We start from the raw sequence: 23228 nt of genomic DNA on the forward strand, positions 1-23228 counted from the left end.
ACTGCAGGGGGGACCCTGTGGGAGAGTAGGACGCCGCCGAACTAATTTTGAACGGGAAACCCCCGCACCTTATGGTGCGGGGGTTTTCTGCGTTCTGGGGTTATGGCATTCCAGGGTTTCGACGTTCAAGGTTTCCCGGGGTTACGACGGGCTCACCAATTTCGTGTCGTACGCCAGGATCACCGCCTGCACCCGGTCCCTCGCCCCCGTTTTCGCGAGGATGCGGCCCACGTGTGTCTTCACCGTGGATTCCGCGAGGTGCAGCCGGTCGGCGATCTCCGCGTTCGTCCAGCCCCGGCCGATGACCGTCAGGATTTCCCGCTCGCGGTGGGTGAGCGATGACAGGCGCGGATCGTCCGCCGGGTCGGCGGGTGCCGTGCCGGGTGCCGGCAGCTGGTCCGCGTACGCGTCGAGGAGGCGGCGGGTCAGGCTCGGGGCCACGATCGCGTCGCCCGAGGCGACCGCACGGATGCCGGAGAGGAGATCCTCGGGCAGCGCGTCCTTGATGAGGAAGCCGGACGCTCCGGCCCGCAGCCCCGCGTACGCGTACTCGTCGAGGTCGAACGTCGTCAGGATCAAGACGCGGGCGCGGGCGCCCGACGCGACGATGCGGCGGGTCGCCTCGATGCCGTCGAGGCCGGGCATGCGGATGTCCATCAGGACGACGTCCGGGCGGAGTTCGGCGGTCATGCGGACCGCCTCGGCGCCGTTGCCGGCCTCGCCCGCGACCGTCATGTCGTCCTGGCTCTCCAGGAGCATGCGGAAACCGAACCGCTGCATGGGCTGGTCGTCGACGATGAGCACGGTCGTCACGGTGTTTCGGTGTCCTTCGGGAGGTGGAGTCGGACCCGCCAGCCGCCCGGCGGTTCGGGGCGCGGCCCCGCGTCAAGTGTGCCGCCGTACAAGGCCGTTCGCTCGCGCATTCCGGTGAGGCCGCGGCCTGTGTGTTCTCTGCGTCCCCTACGTCCCCCACGGCCCCCACGGCTCGTACGGGAGTCGGGGGCGCCGCCGCCCGTGCCCGTGTCCGTCACCTCGACCGTGACGCCACCGTCCCCGTAGGAGACGTCGACGGTGGCCGTGGCGTCGGGGCCGCCGTGCTTCAGGGTGTTCGTCAGGGCCTCCTGCACCACGCGGTAGACGGTGAGTTGCCGGCCCGCGGTGACGGGGGCGGGGTCAGGACCGGGGTCGAGGTCGCCGTTCACCGTGCTGTGGACGGGCAGGCCCGCCGCCCGTACGCCGTCGATGAGGTGGGCCAGGTCGGTCAGGGCGGGTTGCGGGGCGAGGTGGGCCGCCTCGGGGGCGTCGTCGCGCAGGACGTCCAGGAGGCGGCGGAGTTCGGCGAGGGCCTGGCGGCTGGTGGTGCCGATGGCGTCCAGGGCCTGCGCGGCACGCTCGGGGGACTTGGCGGCGGCGTACGAACCGCCGTCCGCGAGGCCCGTGATGACGGAGAGGTTGTGGCCGATGATGTCGTGCATCTCCCGGGCTATGCGGGTGCGTTCGGCCGCGGCGGCGAGCTGGGCCTGCTGGTCGCGTTCGACCTCGAGACGGTGGGCGCGTTCGACGAGGGCGCGGGTGTGGTCCTGGCGGGAGCGGACCGCGATGCCCGCGAGCGTGACGACGAGGAAGGACCAGATCTGCGGGACGATCAGCTGGTCCCAGCTGTCGCGCGGATAGGTGAAGGCGCAGACCGCCATGGGCGGCACCGTCATCGCGGCAGCCACGCCCAGGGTCCGCAGGGGCAGGCGCAGCGCGATGGTGAAGACCACGATGAACTGGATGAGCGCGGCCTGCAGCCAGGCGCCCGTCCAGTTGCTGGCCGTGGTCGTCGCCGTCATCACGGCCAGTGCGTACAGGGGGTGGCGGCGGCGCCACAGCAGCGGTACGGAGAGGCCCAGGCTCATCACGACGATCGGCCCCTGAGCCACCTCGGGGTTGGCCGCGGTGCTGCGCCAGCCGCCGGCGCCGTCGGTGAGGGCGGCGATGACGAAGAAGGCGGTGACCAGGGCGTCCCAGACCAGCGGGTGACGGCGGTCGAAGGCGCGTACCCGCTGGGTGGAGCGCTGGAGGTGCCGGGTGAGGGGGTGGGGGCGGGCGTGGGGCGTCGTCACGGGCTCATCTTCGTGCATGGGGATATTGCCGTCCGGCTCGTGCACCGGGGTATTGCCGTCCGGGGTTCGGTCGGCGTCATACGTCGCGCCGCCTGAGCAGTACGGACGCCGCGGCGATGAGGGCGGCGGCCCAGAGGGTGAGGGCGATCAGGGCCGTGCCCGGCGCGACGGTGTTCTCCACGCGGGCGACGGAGCCCAGCGAACTCGCCGCCTGGGCCGGGAAGTGCCTGATCACGCTGTCCATGGCGCCGAACGGCAGCATCGAGAGGACCTCGGGCAGGATCAGGACCGCGCCGACGAACGCGCCGATGGCGCCGGGTACGGAGCGCAGCAGCGCGCCGAGGCCGAGGGCGATGAGGCTGAGCAGGGTGATGGCCACGGCGCTGGTCGTGAGGGCGCCGAACACCCCGGAGTCGGCGAGGGACAGCTTCTTGTCGGTGTCCGCGAGCCAGATCTGGGCGGCGAGGAAGGTGACGATGTTCGTCGCGAGGGACAGCGTGAAGGCGACCGCGGTGAAGACGCCGGCCTTGGCCCACAGCACGGGGAGCCGGGTCGGGACGGCGGAGAGGGAGGCCCGGATCATGCCCGTCGAGTACTCGCCCGCGGTGACGAGGATGCCGAGGACGGCGAGGCAGATCTGGGAGAGCTGGGTGCCGAAGAGGGTGAAGACGACCGTGTCGATCTCGGCGTCGTCGCCGTCGTAGGTGGAACCCATCATGATGCCGACGGAGAGGACGAGGGCGGCGGCGGTGACCAGGGTGATCCAGGTCGAGCGGAGCGTCCACAGCTTGTGCCATTCGGAGCGGAGGATGCCCTTGGGGCTCAGCCGGTAGGGGGAGGAAGCGATGTGGGGCAGCGCGGCGTCGTCGAGGTCGAGGGTGCTCATGCCGTGGCGCCTTCCGGCTGGTGACGGGCGGTGGGGGTGGTGTGGGTGACGTGACCGGTGCCTGTGCCTGTACTGGTGCCGGGTCCTGTGCTCGTGGAGGCCGCGTAGTCGACCGAGTCGCGGGTGAGGTCCATGAAGGCCTGCTCCAACGAGGCGGTTTGCGGGGTGAGTTCGTACAGTGGGATGCCGTGGGCGGCTGCGGTGCGGCCGATGTGTTCGGCGTCCGTGCCGCGCACGTCGAGGACGCCGGGGGCGTCGGCGGAGATGGTGACACCGAGGCCCGCGAGCAGTTCGGTCAGGCGGGTCGCCTCCGGGGTGACGACCTTGACGGATCCGGTGCCCGACTCCCGTACGAACCGGTCGACGGTGGTGTCCCTGAGGAGCCGGCCCCGGCCGATGATGATGAGGTGCTCGGCGGTCAGCGCCATCTCGCTCATCAGGTGGGAGGAGACGAGGACCGTACGGCCTTCCGCCGCAAGGGACGTGAGGAGATTGCGGATCCACAGGACGCCCTCGGGGTCGAGGCCGTTGACGGGTTCGTCGAGGATGATCGTGGCCGGGTCGCCGAGCAGGGCGGCGGCGATGCCCAGGCGCTGGCCCATGCCGAGCGAGAAGCCCTTGACCCGGCGGCGGGCGACCTCGTGGATGCCGGCGAGCTCAAGGACCGTGTCCACCCGGCTCTTCGGGATGGAGTGGGTGTGGGCGAGCGCCATCAGGTGGTGGTACGCGGAGCGGCCCGGGTGCACGGAGCGGGCCTCCAGGAGGGCGCCCACCTCGTGCAGGGGCGCGGGGTGGGCGGCGTAGGCGCGGCCGCCGACGGTGGCGCGGCCGCGGGTGGGCGCGTCGAGGCCGAGGAGCATCCGCATGGTGGTGGATTTGCCCGCGCCGTTGGGGCCGAGGAAGCCGGTGACGGCGCCGGGGAGCACCTCGAAACCGAGGTCGTCGACGACCGTTCTGGCGCCGTAGCGTTTGGTGAGTCCGTATGCGCTGATCATGTCGTCGATGGTGTCGCTCACGGCCGCGCGGATCGTCGGACCGGGGGCGGGACGTGCGGGCCGGGGGTAGTACCCGGGTACGACGCCGACCCTGAGACGAGGGTTACGTTGCGTCGGCGCGGGGCGTCGCTGAGGATCTGGCCATGGATCATGAGGAGTACGTGGTACGGGCCGTGCGCGGCGAGGAGTGGCCGCGGGTACGGGAGTTGCGGCTGGCCGCGCTGCGGGATCCGGCGGCGCCGGTCGCCTTTCTGGAGACGTACGAGAGGGCCGCGGCGCAGCCGGACGCCTTCTGGCGGGAGCGGGCGGAGGGGGCGTCACGGGGGGAGGCGGTCCGGCAGTTCGTGGCGGAGGGGCCGGGTGGCGTGTGGGTCGGCTCGGTGACCGTGCTGGTCGAGGAGGCCGGGGCGGACGACGTGTTCGGCGGGGCGGTCGAGGCGCGGCAGGCTCATCTCGTGGGGGTCTATGTGCGCCCGGAGCACCGGGGCGTCGGCGCGACGGACGCGCTGTTCGAGGCGGCGGTCGGGTGGGCGTGGTCCCTGGCGGGCCTGGAACGGGTGCGGTTGTACGTCCACGAGGACAATCCGCGGGCCCAGGCCTTCTACCGGCGGTTCGGGTTCGTGCCCAGCGGGGTGGTCGTGCCGGTGCCGGGTGATCCCTTTGCGCGGGAGTACGAGTGGGTGCTTGCGCGGGGGTGAGGGGTGGGGCCGCGCGTCGAGGGGTGGGGCGGTGTGGGGCGGGGCTTCAGGGGGAGGGGCTTCAGGGGGTGGGGAGCTCCGCGTCGGGCCAGCGGGATCTGGCCTGTTCCCGTGACCGGAGCAGGGCCAGGGTCGGCAGGCCCCGGTCCGCGCCGGTGGCGAGCAGTTCGGGCAGCTGCGGCAGCGGGGCCACCGCGGCGACGTCCTCCAGGACGAACGTCATTGGTGGGTCGAGGCGACCGGAGGATGACCGTTCGGCCATGCGCCGGCCGCGCTCGACCACGCTGGAGGCGAGTGCCGTCAGCAGGGGCATGGCACCCGGGCCCTGATGGGATCGGGGATCCTCGATCGCCTCTCCCACCACGAAAAGCGTGCCCCCTTCATCGATGAAGGAATCCAGGGTGAGCGCATCAGTTCGGTTCGGCGTGCAGGATTCCCGTACGTGGACGGTGAAGAGGGCGGAGAGGGCGCGGGCGGTCAACTCCTGCGCGATGTCGCGCCGTTCGGGGTACGCGGTGAGGGCCGCCTCCAGCTCGCCGGCGGCGCCGGACGACGCCTTGGGGTGGGTACGGAGGATGCGTACGGCCTCTTGCACCTGGGTGCCCTGCGACCAGCGGTGCACCGACTTCACGGGCTTGTCGCCGACCGCGGCGGCGTGCAGGAAGCTGCGCAGCAGGAGCTGGGCCGTGTCGGCCACGGCCGAGTCCAGCTTCGCGGTGGGCCTTATCGGCGCGAGGAGTGCGGCGGCGCGCTGCTCGGCGGTCGCCGTGTCCTGGCAGCCGGTGGTGGGGGACCAGTGGAGGCGGGCCGGGGTGTCACACAGGTGGGCGGGGTCGTAGAGGAGGACGGGGCCGAGTTTGGCGCGGGCGTCCTTCGTCTCGGCCCACAGGGTGGGGTCGGAGGTGAGGACGAGGGCGGCACCCTCGGCGTCCTGGAGGGCCTCGACGGCGCGGGGGCGGCGGGTCGTGGGGCTGCCCAGGAACAGGGGGGTACGGGGGGTGGGTACGGTCTTGGGTCCCGTGCCCCGCTCCGATGTGCTGTTCTCCGTGCCTCCGGCGCGGGGGCCTCCGGCCGAGTTGACCGGCACCGTGGTGTTCTCCGCGCCTCCGGCGCGGGGCTCCCACCCACCCGCCCTTTCGGCCTGGATCTCCGTGCCTCCGGCACGCGTTGGCGGGACGGCGCCTGCGCTCATCTCCGTGCCTCCGGCACGGGGCGGGTGGGCGGCGGCCTCGTACATCTCCGTGCCGTCGGCACGCGTCGGCGGGACCGAGCCCGCGCCCACCCCCGTGCCGCCGGCGCGCCCCGGCGGGACCGACCCTCCGGCCACCCCCGCCCCCCCGGACTCCCTCCGAGCCCTACGTACCGCCCGCCACCGCGTCACCGTCCCCATCACGAAGATCGTCAGTACGATCAGGATCAGGAGTTGGCCGATGAACAGGCCCCAGAACAGGCCGTATCCGGAGAGTTGGTCCGGTGGGGTGTCGGGCCAGGCGCCCGCCACGTCGTGCGGTTGCCCGGCCAAGTGACGTACCGCCGGGGGCGTATGGCCGAAGGAGACCTTTTCCGGCCACGCCCCCTGCGCGAAACGCCCCGCGAGGTTCGTCGCGGACCAGACGAGGACCGTCGCGCCGAGGAGGAGGGCCAGGAAGCCCACCAACAGGCCGTCGGGAACGCCGCGTTGGGGGCGCGGGCCGCGCGCGCCGTAGGGGCCGTCGGGATCCGCCGGACCCCGCCCGTGCGGGGACCGCCCCCGCTCCCAGTCATCCCGCATGCTGCTCCATGTACGCCGCCCGCCTCTCGGCCTCCAGCTCGGCCGCCCGCATCGCGTCGTCGACCGGTACGCCGTCGCCGTGGTGGTCGGCGGACGACTCTGTCATGGCGCGGTCGGTGAAGACCAGGGGGCGTTCCGTCTCCGTGATGAGGTGTTTGACCACCTGGACGTTGCCGTTGACGTCCCAGACCGCGATGCCGGGGGTGAGGGTCGGGATGATCTCGACGGCCCAGCGGGGCAGGCCGAGCACCCGGCCGGTGGCCCGCGCCTCGTCCGCCTTCTGGGCGTAGATCGTCCGCGTGGACGCCATCTTCAGGATCGCCGCCGCCTCCTTGGCCGCCGCGCCGTCCACCACGTCGCTCAGGTGGTGGACCACCGCCACGAAGGACAGGCCGAGCCGCCGGCCGAACTTCAGCAGGCGCTGGAACAGCTGGGCGACGAAGGGGGAGTTGATGATGTGCCACGCCTCCTCCACCAGGAAGATGCGCTTCTTGCGGTCGGGCCGGATCCACGTGTGTTCCAGCCAGACGCCGACGATCGCCATCAGGATCGGCATCGCGATGGAGTTGCGGTCGATGTGCGAGAGGTCGAAGACGATCAGGGGGGCGTCGAGGTCGATGCCGACCGTGGTCGGGCCGTCGAACATGCCGCGCAGGTCACCGTCGACCAGCCGGTCGAGGACGAGGGCGACGTCCAGGCCCCAGGCCCGTACGTCGTCTATGGCGACGTTCATCGCCTCGGCCGACTCCGGTTCGGGGTGGCGCAGTTGCTCGACGATGTCGGTGAGGACCGGCTGGCGCTCCACGATCGTCTCGTTCACGTACGCGTGCGCGACCTTCAGGGCGAAGCCGGAGCGTTCGTCCAGGCCGTGCCCCATCGCGACCTCGATGATCGTGCGGAGCAGCGCGAGCTGGCCCGTCGTCGTGATCGCCGGGTCGAGCGGGTTGAGGCGGATGCCCATGTCCAGGGCCGCCGTCGGGTCGAGGCGGATGGGGGTTATCCCCAGCTCCTGGGCGATGAGGTTCCATTCGCCGACGCCGTCCTCACCCTGTGCGTCGAGGACGACGACTTGGCGGTCCTTGAAGCGCAGTTGCCGCAGGACGTACGTCTTCTCCAGGGCCGACTTGCCGTTGCCGGACTCGCCGAGCACCAGCCAGTGCGGGGCCGGCAACTGCTGCCCGTACAGCTGGAACGGGTCGTAGATGTACCCCTTGCCGGAGTACACCTCGCGCCCGATGATCACGCCCGAGTCGCCGAGGCCCGGCGCGGCCGTCGGGAGGTAGACCGCCTGGGCCTGCCCCGTCGACGTACGCACCGGAAGCCTGGTCGTCTCGACCTTCCCGAAGAGGAAGGCGGTGAAGGCGTCCGTGAGGATGGTCAGCGGATCCCGCATCTGGGCAGCCTGCCTCTACGTCTAGCGTCGGATGCCGGTCGCGAACGGCAGCGTGTTGACGAAGGCCCTGTGGTGCTCGCGGTCGCACCACTCCAGCTTGAGATACGACTTGCCGGCGGAGGCGCGGATGGTGCGCTTGTCGCGCGCGAGCGCCTCCGGGGAACGGGAGGAGACCGTGATGTAGCCGACCAGGTTGACGCCCGCGGCGCCGCTCGCCAGGTCCTCGCCGCGCTGGTCCAGGCGGGAGTGCGAGGCGATGTCGCGGGGGTCGACGGTGCGGTTCATCTTGGCCTGGCGGCTGGCCTCCGCCTCGTCGTTCGTCTTCTCGGTCAGCATCCGCTCGATGGCGACCTCGGTGGGTTCGAGGTCCATCGTCACGGCGACCGTCCTGATGACGTCCGGGGTGTGGACGAGCAGGGGGGCGAGGAAGTTGACGCCGACGGGCGTCATCGGCCACTCCTTCACCCACGCCGTGGAGTGGCACCAGGGGGCGCGGGTGGAGGATTCGCGGGTCTTCGCCTGGAGGTAGGTGGGCTCCACGGCGTCGAGCTCGGCGGGCCAGGCGTTGCGCTTCGTCATCGCCTGGATGTGGTCGATGGGGTGGTCCGGGTCGTACATGGAGTGGACCAGGGACGCGAGGCGGCCCTGGCCGAGCGGCTGACGGACCCGGATGTCGGCCTCCTGCAGCCGCGAGCAGATGTCGGTCAGCTCGCGGGCCATGACGACGGCGAGACCGGCGTCCTTGTCGAGCTTGCGGCCGCCGGACGGGCGGGCCGCGCGGGCCATCGCCTGCGCCTCGGCGGCCAGGTCGCGGGAGTAGTGCATGCACGCGACGAGGTAGGCGCGGTGCTGCTCGCTGCTGGTCGACACCATCGACTGCAGCTGGTCGTACGACTGTTGGAGCCAGGGCAGCGCCCGGTCGTCGCCGCGCTGGCTGACGTCCTTGGCGTGCGCGTCGGGGTCGGCGGGCAGCGTACGGGCGAGCATCTGCAGGCGGGTCACGAAGCCGTCGCCGTTCGCGACGTGCTTGAGCAGCGTCCCGAACCGGTCGACGAGCGCCTCCTGGTCCTCGGAGTCGCGCAGGCCCACGCCCGGGCCCTCGATCTCGATGGCAGCGGTGACGGTCCGCCGGTCGGCGTGCAGCAGCACGGCGATCTCGTCGGGGCCGAACGGCGCGGCGAGCCAGTTGATCCGGCCGATGCCGGGCGGCGGCCCGACCTCGACCTCCCGCCCGTCGAGCCGGATGCCGGCCTCGGGGACGGCGGAGCGGTAGGCGGTGCCGCGCTTGAGGGAGCGCTTGTAACTGCGGTTGATCTCGAACCACTTGTAGAACGTCCGGCCCTTGTACGGGACGTACACGGCCGCGATGGCGAGCATCGGGAGGCCCGACAGCAGGACGATGCGCAGCGCGAGGACGGGGACGAGCAGTCCGCACATCATGCCGAGGAACGCCCCCACGATGATCAGGGCGATCTCCCCGGTCTCGCGGTTCTTGCCGACGATCGCGTTCGGCCGGGCGCGGCCGATCAGATATGTGCGGCGGGGCGCGACCGGCTGGGACAGGTGGGACTGGGTCGTCAACGCCCTTCACCTCCCGAGCGGTTGGTACTGCGTGGGGTGCTGCTGGTGCGGGAGCCGCCGCGGTTGCCCGCGTGCGGCGTGTCCGTCGCGCTGCTGCGCGGCGGGGGTGCGGCGGAGGGGACGGCTCCGCCGCCGTTCGAGGGGCCGCGGCCACCGGTGGGGCGGCTGCTGTGTGCGGCGACACCGGCGCCTGCGGTGTTGGCGGGACGCGCCTGGCCGGTGTTGCCGCCCTGGTCGCCGCCTCCGCTGCCGTTGCCCCGGGAGCTGTGGGTCTTGATGCCCTGGGAGACGAGGGATGCGGGGGAGCTGATGACGGCGGCGGCCTTGTTCTCGGCGCCGCGCATGATGCGGTTGTCGCGGGAGCCCGCGATCTCGTCGCCGAAGCCGGGGACGAAACGGTAGATCATGGCGCTCGCGAAGATGGCGAGCAGGATGATCGAGAGCCCGGAGACGACCGCGGAGAAGGCGTCGGGCCCGTCGTCGGCGGAGAGCGCGCCGGCGAGCCCGAGCACGATGACGATGATGGGCTTGACCAGGATCACCGCGATCATGATCCCGGCCCAGCGGCGCACGTGCGACCAGAGGTTCTTGTCGACGAGGCCGGCGTAGACGACGGTGCCGAGGAGCGCTCCCACGTAGAGGAGCGCGGCCCTGATGACCAGCTCCAGCCAGAGGATGCCGGCGGCGAGGATCGACACGAGCGAGACGACGATCAGCATGATCGGTCCGCCGCCGATGTCGTCGCCCTTCTTCAGCGCGCCCGAGAACGTCCCGAAGAACGTGTCCGTCTGCCCGCCCGTCGCCTTGGCGATGACGTCGGTGACGCCGTCGGCCGCCGAGACGACGGTGTAGAGGATGAGGGGCGTGAAGGCGGAGGCGAGGACGGTGAGCCAGAGGAAGCCGATCGCCTCGGACAGAGCGGTGGTCAGCGGCACGCCGCGGACGGCACGCTTGGCGACCGCGAGGAGCCACAGGAGCAGCGTCAGGATGGTCGACGCGGCGAAGACGACGGCGTACTGCTGGAGGAACTTCGGGTTCGTGAAGTCGACGTTCGCGGTGTCCTTGACGGCGTCGGAGAGTTTGTCGACGGTCCAGGAGGCGGCGTCGGCGCAGCCCTTTGCCAGGGAGCTGAGGGGGTCCAGGGAGTCGGGGAGGGGGTTGTCGGTGGGGTATTTGCCGCTGCTGTCGCTGCCGCCGGATTCGCCTTTTTCGCAGTACCTCTTGGCGGGGCCGCGGATGAGGTCACAGGAGTCGCTGGAAGGGTTCGGATCCGGGGCCGCGAAGGCACGGGTGGACAGCAGCACCGCCGCCGTCTGCACCGTGGCGAAGGCGGCGGTCAGCGTGAGCGTGCGTCGACGGGTGCTACCGGGCATAGGTGAACCCTCCGAACTCCTCCACTGCTTTGGCCATGTCGTCGGCCGTGGAGGCCCGCTGGTCGCGTGCGACGGGGACGGGGCCGTCCTTCTGCCGGAAGTCGGCGAGTTTCCAGTCCCCGTTGACCCACCGCAACTCGTAGGTGTTGGTGAACCAGCTCTCGGACACCGGGTTCTTCGTGTTCTCACCCGCCAGCCCGAACAGGGAGGAGTACCAGATCTCGACGGACGCGCTGTCATTGCCGAACTTCGTGGTCTTGGTGCCCACGGGGATGATGCGTGAGACGAACGTGGTGTTCTTGGGGGCGGAGCCGTCGGGGCTGAGCCCGATACTCGTCAGGAACTTCTCGCCCGCGTACACCTTGTCGAGGTCGGACTGGCGCTTCGCCGCCTCGTCGGGGGTGTAGACGGTGTTCACGATGCCGTGCCGCCGGTCCTTGTTGAACATGTCGGCCGATCCCAGCGCCACCGCGTAGTTCGCCGCCGCGCTCTGGGCACCCTGCGCATCGTGGGCGAACCCCGCCGGGATCCCCCCGTTCTTGCCCCCAACCGGCTTCTCCCCGGAGGGAGCCGTGGAGGCCGCCTCCGGCTTTTTGCCGTCACCGCCCTCCGCAGAGGAATCGTCACCGCCCCGGTTGGCGAACGCGATCGCCGCGATCAGGAGGACCACGACGCCGACGACCGTGACCAGGCTGCGCGAGGACGTCCGCCCGCCGGAGCGGGAGGATCTGCGCACGCCGCCGTAACCGTCGTCACCCGCGCCCTCCCCCTCGGGAAGCCGTGTCCGGGTCTCCCCGGAGCCACCGAAGAAGAGGCCGTCGTTCCGCTCGTCGTCGGGACTCATGCCGCGTACGCCCCCTCAACCTCTCGCTGAACCGTCACGCAGGACACGTATGACGGTAGCCGTGCTGGTTCCCGCGCGGGCGCGGTGTGGTGACTCGACATCAGGGAGTTGCAACCTCAGCCGGTGGGCACGACGGATGGGTGGGGGAGTGGGGACACGGGAGTGGGGACAGGGGCGTGGGGGGCAGGTGTGGGGACGTGGCGGGGGGACGTGGGTGGGCGGGGCGCGAACGGGGGACCGGTGCCCGCGCCCGGCCGTACTAGACCGCCATGCCGTAGACGATCGTGAAGAGCGTGCCGAGTGAGCCGATGATGAAGACGCCGGTCAGCCCGGCGATGATCAGGCCCTTGCCCTGCTCCGCGCTGAAGGTGTCGCGCAGCGCCGTCGCGCCGATGCGCTGCTTCGCGGCGCCCCAGATCGCGATGCCAAGACAGAGGAGGATCGCGATGGCCATCACGACCTCGATCATCACGCGTGCCTCGTTGCCCAGGCTCCCGAAGGGACCCCAGTCGGGGGCGATCCCGCCGATGATGGTGGTGATGTCGCCCTTTTCGGCTGCCATAAGCATGTGTAACTCACCGCCCCTAGTGGGTTGTTCTGCCACCTCTGCCTACCTCGGTACAGAGGACAGCTCATTCTCGCCGACAATAGGGCCCGCGCATGTCGCCTTGGCGCCATTCGTTGGCTGACTTCGTGCGGTTCAGCGCACGCGACGTCTGGTTACTCTGTGTATCACGCGGTACGACGCCGGGCAATGACGGCCCGGCGTGCCTCTGACCAGGTGTTACGGCGGTGGCCCAGATCCGGCGTGACGGACAGTCATGGAGCGGGTGAGGGTGTCGCGAAAGGTTCCATGAAACGGGGTGAACCCCTGTGACCGGTGGTGCCTCCGGTCACAGGGGTCCTGGACTGCTGCGTCAGCCCGCGGGAGAGTCGCTCACCTTGGCGACCGGGCCGATGGACAGCTTGCCGCCGCTCGAACCGTCGCTCACCGGCATGGTGCCGGCGGGCCACGAGACGGTGACGGTCTTGGTCTCGTTCGGCGGGGTCACGAGGATGTTGGTGATGCGGACGCCGGAGCCGCCGCTGGTGTTGGCCGGGAACGTGATGTTGAAGGCCGCGGACTCGCCGTCCTTCAGGATGTCGGGGTGGGTCTGCTCGCCGTTGCGGTCCACGGACATGGTGTCGCCGGTTGAGGTCTTCAGGTCCACGCCCGCGTAGCCGCTGATGGAGCAGTCGCGGCCGCCGCCGTTCTTGAACTGGACGGTGACGACGCCCTCGGTCTTGTCCGTGGAGTTGTCGATGGCGGACACCTCCAGCTCATCGCTGCGGCAGATGCCGACCTTGCCGCCCTTGTTCGAACCGGTGCCGGCGGCGGTGCCCTGGCCGCCGTCGTTGCCGGCGCCTCCGTTGCCGCTGCCTCCGTTGCCGCCCTTCTGGCCGGACGAGCCGCCGGAGCCACCGGAGCCGCCGCTGCTGTTCGCGGGGACGCCGGCGGAGCCTCCGGAGCTCTGGGAGGCCGCGTCCGAGCTGCCGTTGTCGTCACCGTTGCAGGCAGTCAGGCCGAGCGTGCCGATGAGGGCGAGGCCGGCGAGCAGGGTCTTGGTGGCGTGGGCGTGCAGCTTCATGACGATCCCCGTGAGTGAGTGAGTGAGTGAGTGAGTGAGTGAGTGAGTGTGAGTAGGTGGGTGGGTGGCCGCCGTGCTGTCCGGCCTGGGCAACAGCGAAGCCGGTGGGGTCGGGGCGGGGCAAGGATCGCCGGGGGATCAGAAACGCTGGAACGGCCAAAGCGGCTCTGAGCTGGGGAAATGGGCTCTGCCTGGGATGGCCTCGTGGGACGCGGTGTCGGTCAGCTATCGGTTTCCGGCGTCCCGTACCAGCGCCACTCCGTGCGGCGTGGGTGGCCCGGCAGTTCGCCGCGGCCCGTTGCCCAGAGGAGGGTCCGCCACGGGTCCGTGTCCGTCGGGGCGTCCGGGAAGAGGCGGGTCAGGGTGCGTTCGCAGAGGTCTGCGGGCGGGGTCCAGGCGTCGGGGATGCCGAGTCCCGTCGTGATGTCGTACGTGTGGACCAGGATCTCCACGACGGCCATCGCGGCGAAGCCGACGGGGTCGGAGGCGCCCCAGCCGTGCGGGGCGCGGGTCGTGGGGGGTGCGGCCGTGACCGTGTCGACGAGGAGGGTGGCGCCGGACTCGACGGCCTGGAGCAGCGTGGTGACGGTGACGGTGGTGTCCGGGGCGCGGTGGGGCGGGGGCGGGGCGTCCGGGTCCAGTTGGGCAGCGTATCCGTGGAGGTCGTCCGCGAGGTGGGCGAGGGTTTCGTGGCAGGTCCAGTCGAGGGGGCCGGCGGGGGCGGTCCAGTCGGCGGTGGTGGGGGCGCTGCGGAGGGCTTGGAGGGCGAGGCGGGCGGCGCGGCCGACGTCGGCGGCGGTGATGCCGCCGCCGTCCACGAAGTGGTCGAACTCGCCTGCCTGTACGCCCAGTACGAAGGCGTCCCACTTCTTCCGGGTCGTCGTGACGACGTTGTCTGGGTCGCCGGTCTCGCGGAGGTAGACGGCGTCGGGATCGGCGCCGGGTTCACCGCTGTCCGTGCCGAAGGCGATCTCGATCCAGGGGCCGGGGCCCTGCTCGTCCTCGGGGGCGGCGCGGGTCCAGTCCAGGCCGGCGGGGATGCGGGGGCGGGGCGACGTCTCGTCGGTCATGGTCGGGGTTCTCCGAAGGCGTACGGGGGCGTGGCGTCTGCGCCGGGGGTTCGTTTGTGGGTGCGGGGCGACGTCTCGTCGGTCATGGTCGGGGTTCTCCGAAGGCGTACGGGGGCGTGGCGTCTGCGCCGGGGGTTCGTTTGTGGGTGCGGGGCCGCGGGGGTATGTGCGTACTCGCCATCCACTGTTCGCCACGCCTCGCGGACAATTTTGCTATTGCTGGCTCGGTGCTCCGTGCGCACATACCCCCACGTCCCCTCCCGTCTCTTACGCGGGCGCGGGCCGGTGGGCGGTACGGAGCAGGGCTGCGAAGGCTTCGGGGGTGGTGTGGAGTATTGCGCCGGTGGGGTCGGCGCTCTCGGTGAGTCTCACCGTGCCGGACGGGGTGGTGGCGACGTTCACGCAGGCGTCGCCTTCCTGGCAGTAGGAGGAGGTCTGCCAGTCGGACGTGAGCATGTGAGGTCCCTTCACAGGTCTTGGGCGATGCCGTGGATCAGGTCCCGCGACTTTTCGGGGCTCAGCGCGGTTCCCTCCACAACATCGAGCAGGCTGCTGTACTTCGCCAGGTGTGCTTCGGAATCCAGAAGCACGGGGCCGTGGAACTGGTCGAGTTGCGCGGTGTCGAGCTGGGGCACCCCGCCGTGCAGATAGGTGATCGACTGCCCTGATCCGGGAAAGGCGCCGACATCGAAGGGAAGGGCGCGGATCGTGATGTGGTCGTGCTCGCCCATGTCGAGCAGATGTCGCAGCTGGGCGCGCGCCACGTCTCGGCCGCCGACTCTCATCCGCAGGGCGGCCTCGTGGATCACGGTGCTGAAAGGCAGCGGAACCGCTCGGTAGATGACGTCCTGCCGTTTGATGCGGTGAGAGACCCGGTGTTCGACCTCGGGCGGCGTGGGCGTCGGAATGACGTGGCGGAAGATCTCGCGAGCGTGGTCCGCGATCTGGAACAGTCCGGGAATGTGGCTGGTGTGCGCGGTGCGCACGGCCGACGCGTGGTGTTCCAGCTCTGCGAGGTCGAGCAGCCCGGAAGGGAGCACCTCGCGGTACGTATCCCACCAGCCCCGCGTCTTGTCGGTGACCATCTCGACCAGGGCGTCGATGTAGGCCTGATCCGGGCAGGCGTACAGGCGGGCCATGGCTCGTACTCGGTCGGGACTCACCCCGAACCGAGCGGACTCGACGTTGCTGAGCTGTCCCGAACTGGTGCCGAGTTGCTGGGCCGCCTCCGTCGAGGTCATGCCCGCCCGCTCGCGGAGTTTGCGCAGCTCCGTCGCCACCCGGATACGCCGGGCCGTAGGGGCCGGCCTCACCGCCATGCAACTCCTCCTACAACGAGCTGGATTGAAGCGTCACTCACACGAGGGGTATCGCCCAACATTTCTCGGATTTCTGCAAAGCAACTTTGCATTCCGCCCTACGGTGTAGCTCAGGCCGACCCACCCGGAAGTACCCCCGCTCGACGGAGCGACATGGTCACCGGGGCCCCAACACGCATATGTGATCGGAGACTTCCATGTCCCCCACCGTATCGCCGCCCTGGACCTACACCCTCCAACTCCCCCACGATCCCCGCGCCCCTGGGATCGCCCGGGCCACCCTCCGGGCTGTCATGGAGACGTACGGGCTGGGGGAGCTCACCCCTGCCGCCGAACTCCTCGCCGGAGAACTGCTCACCAACGCGCACTGTCACACCAACGGGCCCTACGCCCTGCGGCTCCGTTCCTCCTCCCCGGAGGGGGTCCGCGTCGCCGTGTGGGACTCGGACCCACAGGTTCCGCCCGGGTTCGAGCCCCGGCGCGGGGGCGGCCCGCCTCCGTCGGGGCTGGCGGAGGGCGGGCGGGGACTGCATCTCGTGCGGGCCTGTGCCGACCGGTATGGGGCCCAGCTCGGTGCGGGTGCCGGGAAGTTGATGTGGGCCGAGGTCACGCCCGCCTCTCCGTGGCGGGGTGCCTAGTCGCGTTCCGCGCGTTCCGCGCGTTCCGCGCGTTCCGCGCGTTCCGCGCGGCGGGGGCCGGCCGTGGTGGAGGCTGCCGCGCCCGTCAGCCACAGTGCCGCCGCAACGACCGCCGCCGACGTGCTGTCGGAGGCGTGCAGGGACCAGGCCCAGGGTTCGGGGGAGTTGTCGCTGCCGACCCCGAGCAGCAGGGTGGGGCCGAACATCGCCAGGGGCGGCAGCCAGGCGAGGCCGCTGCCGAAGAGGGCGGCGCCGAGCATGCCGAGGCCCAGGTAGCCGACCGCGTTGCGGGCCGCCGACGCGTAGACCTCGGCCGTGGCGCCGGCCAGCAGGGGCAGGGCCGTCAGGCCCAGGGCCAGGGCGAGCAGGGCGACGATGTACAGGGCGCGGTGGCGGGGCATCGGCTGGGCCGCCGTGTGTTCCAGGTCCGCCATCGGGGAGAACAGCGTCGTGGCCAGGATCACCGCGTGGGCGAGCGGCACGATCTCCGCCACCGGGACGCTGAAGTCGACCAGGTAACGGAACTCCGGTACCGCCACCCGTTGGCCCGCGAAGGCCGTCGCCGCCAGGGACACGAGCAGGGCCACGCCCGTGGCGCGGGGCAGGCCACGGCAGCGTACGAAGGCGGCTGCCGGGCCCATGGCGTTCGCGGTGGCTGCCGTCGTCCCGGTCCGGGCGGTCAACGGGGGAGCTCCGGCACCCGCTCGCAGGCGCGGATCGACCGGGCCGAGGCCTCGATCCAGGCGTCCTGCTGCGGGCGCGGGGCGCCGGTGATCCGTTCCAGGGCGCGGCCGAACTCCTCGCCGTAGTACTCGCCGGGCGCGCCGACGCGGGAGCGTACGGCCGCCTCGAAGAGGAAGGTGTCGGGGTAGCCGCCCGCCGTCTTGAGGAGGTGCGGCTCGCACTTCGGTGACCTGGGCTGGGAGGGCGCCGCCGCGAACATCGCGTCCGTCAGGTCCGCCTGGCTCTCCGCCGGTGTCATCAGGGGGAGTTCGGCGGTGGCGCCCGGCGGGCGGGTGAGGCCTTCGGCGTAGAAGGCGCGGTTGAGGCCGGACAGGGTGCCGAGGCCGGCGTCGACGGTCCGTACTGCCGCGCGGGTCTGCGGCAGCAGGTGGCGGTCCTCGGGCCACAGGCACACCTTGGTGCGGCCACTGTCGGTGCAGAGCGGCCGTGCGGGCTGTTCCTTGCGCACCGCCCAGTACGAGTCGGGCGCCGGCGTGCGGAACGCCACGAGTGTGCCGCCCGCGGCCAGCGCGACCACCGCGAGCGCGCCGACGGCGAGCGGGTGGGGTGGGAGCGCGGCGCGGCGCCACAGCGCGGGGAGCGCGGTCACGGCCAGGCCGAACGCCAGGCACCAGGCGACGGCGACCAGCATGCGGGTCGTGTTCGGCGCGAACTCCGAGCTCCAGAACTCGTCTATCGCCGGGAACAGCTTGTCGAGCGGGGTGTCGGGGACGAACGCGACGAGGACGAACAGGCCGTACCAGAAGACCCCCGCGAAGGGCGCGACCACGCGCGAGGGAAGGGCCGAACCGACGGCGACGCCGACGGCGATCTGCAGGCCCATCATCGCGGCGCCGAGCAGCAGCGGTGTCCAGGCGGGTGCGGTGACGTCGCTGACTTCGGCGGTACGGGAGAAGGCGACGGCCGTCAGTACGGCGTACGCGATCAGGGACCACAGCCATACCGCGAGCCAGAGCAGCAGCGCCTGCGACCAGCCGCCGCGGGCCGCCGTGTCCGCCCAGGCCCGGGTGCGGTGCCGGAAGGCGCGGCCCGCGCCCCACGCGGCCGCGGCGCTCATCACGGAACCCATCACGATCACGGAGAAGAGCTGGACCTGGAGGCTGGTCTGGGTCCACCAGCCGATCCAGTCGCTCTCGCCGGGGCTCTCGGCGGTGAAGTAGTAGACGCCGACGGCGCCCATGAGGGCGGCGGTCCACTTGGCCTCGCCGCGGCGCATCTCGGTCAGCAGGACGCGCATCAGCCCGCCACCGCTTCCGCGCCCGCCAGGTGCAGGTATCCGGCTTCCACGGCTGCGCCGTCGACGTCGGGGCCCGTACCCGTACCGGCGCCGTCGACCGTGGCGGCGGGCGGCAGAGCGCACAGTTCCGCGACCGTCCCCGTGAAGCGGACCGCGCCCTCCAGGAGGACGGCGACCCGGTCGCACACGTGGGCCACGTCCTCGGCGAGGTGCGTGCTCATCACCACCGCGCACCGGTCGCCCAACTCCTGGACGATGGAACGGAATCCGACCCGCTGGGCCGGGTCGAGCCCGACCGTCGGCTCGTCGAGGAGGACCAGGGAGGGCTCGTTGACCATGGCCTGCGCGATGCCGACGCGGCGCAGCATGCCGCCCGACAGGGCGCCCATCCTGCTGCCGGCGTGCTTCTCCATCTGCACCAGACGCAACGCCTCGACCGCCCGCTCGCGGCGCCGGGCCGCAGGCACCTTGCGCAGCCAGGCCGCGTACTCGGTGAACTCCAGGACGGTGAAGCGGGGATAGAACCCGAAGGACTGCGGCAGCACCCCGATCCGCTGCCGAACGTGTCGCACCCGGGCCCGCCCGGGGTTCTCCTCGCCGAGGAGGGTGATCGCGCCGGTCTGTGGCCTGCGCGCCGTGCTCAGGAGGGACAACAGGGTGCTTTTTCCGGCCCCGTTGGGGCCAAGGAGGCCGGTGACCCCGGCCGGGAAGGTGAGGGAGACGTCGTCGAGGGCGGTCGTCCTGCCGTACCGGACGGTGACGCCCGCGACCGATGCGACCGCCGGGCCCGTCGCGACCGCCGGGGCCGGCTGGGTGCCGTCGTGGGAGGGGGTGGTGCCGGGGGGTGTGTTCACCTGAGTCCTCAGTCCAGGGGCTCGCGGTGTCCGGGGCCGGAGTCCTCTGCCAGTTCTGGGCGTTCACGTAGGGCCATGACCGGACGGGCGTGCCGGTCCGGCCGGTCGGCGATCACGCTATGCGAGTCGGGCGTACGTCCGCCGGGTCATCGCCGGGGTGTGCCGATGATCACGGTGATGGTCACGGTGGATGGACACGGTGATGGTCACGGTGGATGGCCAAGTGGTGGCGGACTGGCCCGATGATCTCCGCTCGGTCCGCCCCCTCGTCGTACCGGGCCTCTACACTGAGCGCCGGTGGGCTACCGGCGGGTGAGGGGTGGTTGACGGTGCGTAAGGCGTGGTTGGTCGCGTCCGTCGGGATCGGTGGTGCCCTCAGCTTCATCGCGCTGCTCGTCGTCGGGACGTACATGGCCGCGGGGAGCCTCGCGGGCGGGTCCGGGGGCGAGACCGTCGGACTGGCCAAGGGGGCCGTGCCGGCGACGTACCAGCCGATCGTGCAGAAGTGGGGCAACCTCTGCAAGGCGATCAACCCCGCGCTGCTCGCCGCCCAGCTCTACCAGGAGAGCGGCTTCAACCCGCGCGCCAAGAGCCCCGCGCAGGCGCTGGGGATAGCGCAGTTCATCCCGGGCACCTGGGCCGCGCACGGCGTCGACGGCGACGGGGACGGCGACCGGGACGTCTGGGACCCGCAGGACGCCATCCCGTCCGCCGCCTCGTACGACTGCAAGCTCGCCGGGTACGTGAAGGACGCCCCGGGCAACCCGACCAAGAACATGCTCGCCGCGTACAACGCGGGCGCCTACGCCGTCATCAAGTACGGCGGCGTGCCGCCCTACAGCGAGACGCAGAACTACGTGAAGACCATCACCGACCTGTCGAAGAGCTTCGCGCGGCCCGTCGGCCGGGTCGCGCCCTCGCAGCAGGCGGCCGCGGCCATCTACTACGCGCAGAAGAAGCTCGGCACCCCCTACCTCTGGGGCGGCAACGGCACCGCCGACCAGAACGGCCGCTTCGACTGCTCCGGGCTCACCCTCGCCGCCTACCGCTCCGTCGACATCACGCTGCCGCGCGTCGCCAACGACCAGTACAACGCGGGACCGCACCCCAAGCGGGCCGAACTGCTCCCCGGCGACCTGGTGTTCTTCTCCGACGACCTCACCAATTCGCGCGCCATCCGGCACGTCGGGATCTACGTCGGCGGTGGCTACATGATCAACGCTCCGCGGCCCGGCGCCGTGATCCGCTTCGACCCGGTCGACACCCCCGATTATTTTGGCGCGACCCGTGTCACCGCCGACGGGGCCAAGGCCTTGCCGGAGAAGCCGCCCGAGGTCTGAGGGTGCCACAAGCGGGGGCGCACGGAGGCGAGCGCGGGGCGTGAGGTGGCTTGAACTCTCCGTCAGAACATCCCCCTGAGCTGCGGCGACGAGTCTCTCTTCGGTAACGTCTCAGTGATCTTTCAGTGGAGAGTGGAACGTAGGGCGGGGTGCTGGGCGTTCCCTGGACTGGACCGACCACGGGGGTTGATGGGACGGGCGCACAGCAACGTGCGCCCATGGGCTAGGAGACAAGGGGCCGCAGCGCCATGGCTGGACTCGATGAATCCGGGTCGAACCCCGACGTCAGCCTGCTCTACGACATCAACGGCCTGGCGAAGGACGCCCCGTCCTGGCTCGACCGCGCCATGGCGTTCGTCGGGGAGTACGGCCTGCTGCTCGCCCTCGTGCTGCTCGTGGTCTGGTGCTGGTGGGGCCAGCGCCGCCGGGCGACCCTCGACGACGCCGCGTCCTGTGTCGCCGCCGTCGTGTGGGCGCCGCTCGCCGCCGGGATCGCCGTCCTGGTCAACATCCCCATCCGCGGCTTCGTGGAGCGGCCCCGCCCGTTCCGCGACCACCCCGGCCTGGAACTCCTCGCGGACGGCAAGAACGACTACTCGTTCGTGAGCGACCACGCGACGCTCGCCATGGCCGTCGGCGCCGGACTCTTCGTCGCCCACCGCAAGTTCGGGCTCGTCGGCCTCGGCCTCGCCGTCGTCGAGGGCTTTTGCCGGGTCTTCATGGGCGTGCACTACCCGACGGACGTCGTCGGCGGCTTCGCGCTCGGCACGGCCGTCGCGCTGCTCCTGTCACCGCTCGCCATGGCGCTGCTCACGCCGCTCGCCAAGGCGGTCGGGCGGACCCGGCGCGCCGGGTGGCTGGTGTGGGACCGCAAAGTCGCCCCCGTCGCCGCGCCGCTGACCGGGACGGCGTCCCCGTCGCAGGACCGGGCCGCCGCCGACCCCGACGAGCGGGACCTCGCCGCCTGACCCGCGCGAACGGCCGCCGCGCCGCGGACCCGCCGGATCACCGTAAGGCTCGCCTACAGGCGCGTACAGGCGCCTACAGCGCCTGCGGGAAGTCGAAGAAGCGCCCCGGGTCGTACTGCTTCTTCAGCTTCTTCAGGCGCGGCGCCGCAGTCCCGTAGTACGCCTCGCGCCAGTTCGTCAGCGTCGCGTCCGTGTAGTTCTGGTACGCCGCTCCCGACGCGTACCGCCCCATCGCCCCATGGGCCTTTTTCAGCCACGCCTGTGCGGGCTTGCTAGAGGTGCCCGCACGCCACGACGCGATGTACTGCGCCAGCATCCGCGAACGGCGGTGCACGAAGGCCGTCGCCGTCGGGTCGACCCGGTTGACCGCGCCGCCGAGCGCGGTCAGCGCGATGCTGCCGCCGCTCGCCCCCGTCACGTTCTCGATCTGCGACAGCAGCGCGCGGATGCCCGCCGCCGACAGGGAACGGTCGAAGAAGTCCGATGCGGCCCCGTACGTCTCGCGCTGCAGGGCGCCCGTCGAGGTCCGGCCCGGCGTCGCGCCGGGCAGGTGGCACTGGGCGTCCGTGGCGAAGGACGAGCAGCCCGCGTACACCTCCATCGACTCCTCGTACGTACGCCGCTTCAGCGAGACGCTGCGCGCCGGTGCGCCGATCCTGTCGGCGAGCCGGTCGACGGCGTTCTGCAGCTCGCCGTAGGTGCCGAGCGAGAAGCACGCCACGGAGACGGTGGGCGTGCCGCCGGGGGCGTTGGCCAGGTGCAGGGAGGACCAGATCTCGTCGGGCTGGTCGGGGCCCCACTGCTGCCACGCCTTGACGACGGCGGCCGCCTTCGACCAGGGCCAGGTCATGTACGCGGAGACGCCCTGGGGCGCGGCGTGCGTACGGTACGTCAGCTCGGTCACCACGCCGAAGTTGCCGTTGCCCGCGCCGCGCAGCGCCCAGAACAGGTCCTTGTTCTCGGACGCGGAGGCGGTGAGCTGCTTGCCGTCCGCCGTGATCAGCGTGGCGGAGGTGAGGCTGTCGCAGGTCAGGCCGTACGCGCGGGAGACCACGCCGTGGCCGCCGCCGAGGGTGAGCCCGGAGATGCCGACGGTCGGGCAGGAGCCCGCGGGGATGGTGACGCCCTTCGCGGCGAGCGAGCGGTAGACGTCGATGAGCTTGGCGCCGCCGCCTATGGTCGCCGTGCTTCCGCTCGCCCGTATCTTGCTCAGCTTCGACACGTCGATGACGAGGCGGCCGGTGCCGGAGGACCAACCCGCGTAACTGTGGCCGCCGTTGCGGATCGCGACCGGGGTGTGGTGGGCGCGGGCGTACGCGAAGGCGGTGCGGATGTCGTCCGGGTGCGCGACGTAGGCGACGGCGGTCGGCTTCAGGTCGTCGTAGCGCGTGTTGTAGAGCTGACGGGCCGCCGCCCACTTGGCCTCGCCGGGCTGGACGAGGATGCCGTCCAGGTTACGGGCGAGCGCCTTGAGGGAGGCGGGGGCGGAGGCCGCGGCGCTGGCGGTTCTCAGGGCGGTGCCGCCGCTGCCGCTGCCGGTGCTGCGTGACGCGGTGCCGGTGCCGGTCGCGGCGCCGCTCGTGCCGCTCGTGCCCGAACCGCCGCCGGTGCAGCCCGCGACCGTGGCGGCCGCGAGTGTGGCCGCCGCTGTGCCGATGAACGTCCGTCGTTCCATCCGTCGTTCCATCCGTCGTTCCATGACGCGCCTCCCGTTGCTTCCCGGAGAACGAGACGGTGTGGGGCGGGCGGGGGTTCCATACGGGGTTCGGGACGGTGGGCCC

22 protein-coding genes are annotated in these 23228 nt (G+C 71.4%); 4 read left to right on the forward strand and 18 right to left on the reverse strand.

Annotated features, from left to right (window positions below; translation table 11 throughout):
• Positions 1-141: 141 nt before the first annotated feature.
• Genes ACFYO9_RS35755 through ACFYO9_RS35770 form a run of 4 tightly spaced genes read right to left on the reverse strand, consistent with a single transcriptional unit; the run spans position 142 to position 3989 of the window.
• On the reverse strand, positions 142-813 hold the full coding sequence (locus ACFYO9_RS35755) for a response regulator transcription factor (protein ID WP_358777864.1): 672 nt from the start codon (positions 811-813) through the stop codon (positions 142-144).
• Entirely contained in the window at positions 810-2126 is a 1317-nt protein-coding gene (locus ACFYO9_RS35760) for a histidine kinase (protein WP_358777863.1), read from the reverse strand. The genes ACFYO9_RS35755 and ACFYO9_RS35760 overlap by 4 nt, the downstream gene beginning before the upstream one ends.
• A 58-nt stretch (positions 2127-2184) precedes the next feature.
• Positions 2185-2994: an ABC transporter permease gene (locus ACFYO9_RS35765; protein ID WP_358777862.1), complete on the reverse strand. Its 810-nt coding sequence runs from the start codon at positions 2992-2994 to the stop codon at positions 2185-2187.
• The gene (locus ACFYO9_RS35770; protein WP_358777868.1) at positions 2991-3989 is read right to left on the reverse strand and encodes an ATP-binding cassette domain-containing protein; all 999 of its coding nucleotides are present in this window, start codon (positions 3987-3989) and stop codon (positions 2991-2993) included. Before ACFYO9_RS35770 ends, ACFYO9_RS35765 begins: the two co-directional genes overlap by 4 nt.
• Positions 3990-4132: 143 nt before the next feature.
• Between ACFYO9_RS35770 and ACFYO9_RS35775 the strand changes: the two genes are divergently transcribed.
• Positions 4133-4687 carry a GNAT family N-acetyltransferase gene (locus ACFYO9_RS35775; RefSeq protein ID WP_358777861.1) on the forward strand — a complete coding sequence of 185 codons (555 nt, stop codon included), beginning with the start codon at positions 4133-4135 and terminating at the stop codon, positions 4685-4687.
• Positions 4688-4748: 61 nt separating this feature from the next.
• Here ACFYO9_RS35775 and ACFYO9_RS35780 read toward each other — a convergent pair whose 3' ends face one another.
• The 10 genes from ACFYO9_RS35780 to ACFYO9_RS35825 form a co-directional block, all read right to left on the reverse strand.
• Entirely contained in the window at positions 4749-6458 is a 1710-nt protein-coding gene (locus tag ACFYO9_RS35780) for a type IV secretory system conjugative DNA transfer family protein (RefSeq protein ID WP_358777860.1), read from the reverse strand.
• Positions 6448-7851, reverse strand: coding sequence for an ATP-binding protein (locus ACFYO9_RS35785; RefSeq protein WP_355820322.1), 1404 nt, complete (start codon positions 7849-7851; stop codon positions 6448-6450). Before ACFYO9_RS35785 ends, ACFYO9_RS35780 begins: the two co-directional genes overlap by 11 nt.
• 21 nt (positions 7852-7872) lie before the next feature.
• The gene (locus ACFYO9_RS35790; protein WP_355820321.1) at positions 7873-9432 is read right to left on the reverse strand and encodes an SCO6880 family protein; all 1560 of its coding nucleotides are present in this window, start codon (positions 9430-9432) and stop codon (positions 7873-7875) included.
• Entirely contained in the window at positions 9429-10805 is a 1377-nt protein-coding gene (locus ACFYO9_RS35795) for a hypothetical protein (protein ID WP_358777859.1), read from the reverse strand. The genes ACFYO9_RS35790 and ACFYO9_RS35795 overlap by 4 nt, the downstream gene beginning before the upstream one ends.
• The gene (locus ACFYO9_RS35800; protein WP_358777858.1) at positions 10795-11649 is read right to left on the reverse strand and encodes a hypothetical protein; all 855 of its coding nucleotides are present in this window, start codon (positions 11647-11649) and stop codon (positions 10795-10797) included. The genes ACFYO9_RS35795 and ACFYO9_RS35800 overlap by 11 nt, the downstream gene beginning before the upstream one ends.
• 259 nt (positions 11650-11908) lie before the next feature.
• A complete protein-coding gene (locus ACFYO9_RS35805; RefSeq protein WP_055570172.1) occupies positions 11909-12217 on the reverse strand; it encodes a hypothetical protein in 309 nt (102 codons plus the stop codon).
• Between the two features lie 349 nt (positions 12218-12566).
• The gene (locus ACFYO9_RS35810) at positions 12567-13277 is read right to left on the reverse strand and encodes a DUF4232 domain-containing protein (protein WP_358777857.1); all 711 of its coding nucleotides are present in this window, start codon (positions 13275-13277) and stop codon (positions 12567-12569) included.
• 221 nt (positions 13278-13498) lie between these two features.
• On the reverse strand, positions 13499-14347 hold the full coding sequence (locus ACFYO9_RS35815; protein WP_358777856.1) for a maleylpyruvate isomerase N-terminal domain-containing protein: 849 nt from the start codon (positions 14345-14347) through the stop codon (positions 13499-13501).
• A gap of 267 nt (positions 14348-14614) precedes the next feature.
• Entirely contained in the window at positions 14615-14803 is a 189-nt protein-coding gene (locus ACFYO9_RS35820) for a DUF397 domain-containing protein (RefSeq protein ID WP_358777855.1), read from the reverse strand.
• 11 nt (positions 14804-14814) lie between these two features.
• Positions 14815-15666 (reverse strand): helix-turn-helix transcriptional regulator, encoded by an 852-nt coding sequence (locus ACFYO9_RS35825; RefSeq protein ID WP_358777854.1) that lies wholly within the window; start codon positions 15664-15666, stop codon positions 14815-14817.
• A gap of 197 nt (positions 15667-15863) precedes the next feature.
• Here ACFYO9_RS35825 and ACFYO9_RS35830 point away from each other — a divergent pair, with 197 nt between their 5' ends.
• The gene (locus ACFYO9_RS35830) at positions 15864-16304 is read left to right on the forward strand and encodes an ATP-binding protein (RefSeq protein WP_358777853.1); all 441 of its coding nucleotides are present in this window, start codon (positions 15864-15866) and stop codon (positions 16302-16304) included.
• Here the strand turns inward: ACFYO9_RS35830 and ACFYO9_RS35835 are convergent.
• Genes ACFYO9_RS35835 through ACFYO9_RS35845 form a run of 3 tightly spaced genes read right to left on the reverse strand, consistent with a single transcriptional unit; the run spans position 16301 to position 19139 of the window.
• Positions 16301-16987 (reverse strand): hypothetical protein, encoded by a 687-nt coding sequence (locus ACFYO9_RS35835; RefSeq protein ID WP_358777852.1) that lies wholly within the window; start codon positions 16985-16987, stop codon positions 16301-16303. The genes ACFYO9_RS35830 and ACFYO9_RS35835 overlap by 4 nt on opposite strands.
• Positions 16984-18285 carry a hypothetical protein gene (locus ACFYO9_RS35840; RefSeq protein ID WP_358777851.1) on the reverse strand — a complete coding sequence of 434 codons (1302 nt, stop codon included), beginning with the start codon at positions 18283-18285 and terminating at the stop codon, positions 16984-16986. The genes ACFYO9_RS35835 and ACFYO9_RS35840 overlap by 4 nt, the downstream gene beginning before the upstream one ends.
• Positions 18285-19139, reverse strand: coding sequence for an ATP-binding cassette domain-containing protein (locus tag ACFYO9_RS35845; RefSeq protein WP_358777850.1), 855 nt, complete (start codon positions 19137-19139; stop codon positions 18285-18287). Before ACFYO9_RS35845 ends, ACFYO9_RS35840 begins: the two co-directional genes overlap by 1 nt.
• A 329-nt stretch (positions 19140-19468) precedes the next feature.
• On the opposite strand from ACFYO9_RS35845, the gene ACFYO9_RS35850 reads away from it, so the two are divergent.
• Together ACFYO9_RS35850 and ACFYO9_RS35855 are read left to right on the forward strand one after the other, a co-directional pair.
• Positions 19469-20479 (forward strand): bifunctional lytic transglycosylase/C40 family peptidase, encoded by a 1011-nt coding sequence (locus tag ACFYO9_RS35850; protein ID WP_358777849.1) that lies wholly within the window; start codon positions 19469-19471, stop codon positions 20477-20479.
• Between the two features lie 248 nt (positions 20480-20727).
• Entirely contained in the window at positions 20728-21447 is a 720-nt protein-coding gene (locus ACFYO9_RS35855) for a phosphatase PAP2 family protein (protein WP_358712441.1), read from the forward strand.
• A 73-nt stretch (positions 21448-21520) separates the two neighbouring features.
• Here ACFYO9_RS35855 and ACFYO9_RS35860 read toward each other — a convergent pair whose 3' ends face one another.
• The gene (locus ACFYO9_RS35860; RefSeq protein WP_358777848.1) at positions 21521-23122 is read right to left on the reverse strand and encodes an FAD-binding oxidoreductase; all 1602 of its coding nucleotides are present in this window, start codon (positions 23120-23122) and stop codon (positions 21521-21523) included.
• Positions 23123-23228: the final 106 nt, after the last annotated feature.

Origin of the sequence: Streptomyces sp. NPDC005863, from assembly GCF_042871345.1 — a bacterium.
Classification (GTDB): domain Bacteria; phylum Actinomycetota; class Actinomycetes; order Streptomycetales; family Streptomycetaceae; genus Streptomyces.

Coding starts and splice junctions, on each gene's coding strand:
- ACFYO9_RS35760 (WP_358777863.1), bottom strand. CDS start 2,126: ATGCACGAAGATGAGCCCGTGACGACGCCCCACGCCCGCCCCCACCCC.
- ACFYO9_RS35765 (WP_358777862.1), bottom strand. CDS start 2,994: ATGAGCACCCTCGACCTCGACGACGCCGCGCTGCCCCACATCGCTTCC.
- ACFYO9_RS35770 (WP_358777868.1), bottom strand. CDS start 3,989: ATGATCAGCGCATACGGACTCACCAAACGCTACGGCGCCAGAACGGTC.
- ACFYO9_RS35775 (WP_358777861.1), top strand. CDS start 4,133: ATGGATCATGAGGAGTACGTGGTACGGGCCGTGCGCGGCGAGGAGTGG.
- ACFYO9_RS35780 (WP_358777860.1), bottom strand. CDS start 6,458: ATGCGGGATGACTGGGAGCGGGGGCGGTCCCCGCACGGGCGGGGTCCG.
- ACFYO9_RS35785 (WP_355820322.1), bottom strand. CDS start 7,851: ATGCGGGATCCGCTGACCATCCTCACGGACGCCTTCACCGCCTTCCTC.
- ACFYO9_RS35795 (WP_358777859.1), bottom strand. CDS start 10,805: ATGCCCGGTAGCACCCGTCGACGCACGCTCACGCTGACCGCCGCCTTC.
- ACFYO9_RS35800 (WP_358777858.1), bottom strand. CDS start 11,649: ATGAGTCCCGACGACGAGCGGAACGACGGCCTCTTCTTCGGTGGCTCC.
- ACFYO9_RS35805 (WP_055570172.1), bottom strand. CDS start 12,217: ATGCTTATGGCAGCCGAAAAGGGCGACATCACCACCATCATCGGCGGG.
- ACFYO9_RS35810 (WP_358777857.1), bottom strand. CDS start 13,277: ATGAAGCTGCACGCCCACGCCACCAAGACCCTGCTCGCCGGCCTCGCC.
- ACFYO9_RS35815 (WP_358777856.1), bottom strand. CDS start 14,347: ATGACCGACGAGACGTCGCCCCGCCCCCGCATCCCCGCCGGCCTGGAC.
- ACFYO9_RS35820 (WP_358777855.1), bottom strand. CDS start 14,803: ATGCTCACGTCCGACTGGCAGACCTCCTCCTACTGCCAGGAAGGCGAC.
- ACFYO9_RS35825 (WP_358777854.1), bottom strand. CDS start 15,666: ATGGCGGTGAGGCCGGCCCCTACGGCCCGGCGTATCCGGGTGGCGACG.
- ACFYO9_RS35830 (WP_358777853.1), top strand. CDS start 15,864: ATGTCCCCCACCGTATCGCCGCCCTGGACCTACACCCTCCAACTCCCC.
- ACFYO9_RS35840 (WP_358777851.1), bottom strand. CDS start 18,285: ATGCGCGTCCTGCTGACCGAGATGCGCCGCGGCGAGGCCAAGTGGACC.
- ACFYO9_RS35855 (WP_358712441.1), top strand. CDS start 20,728: ATGGCTGGACTCGATGAATCCGGGTCGAACCCCGACGTCAGCCTGCTC.
- ACFYO9_RS35860 (WP_358777848.1), bottom strand. CDS start 23,122: ATGGAACGACGGACGTTCATCGGCACAGCGGCGGCCACACTCGCGGCC.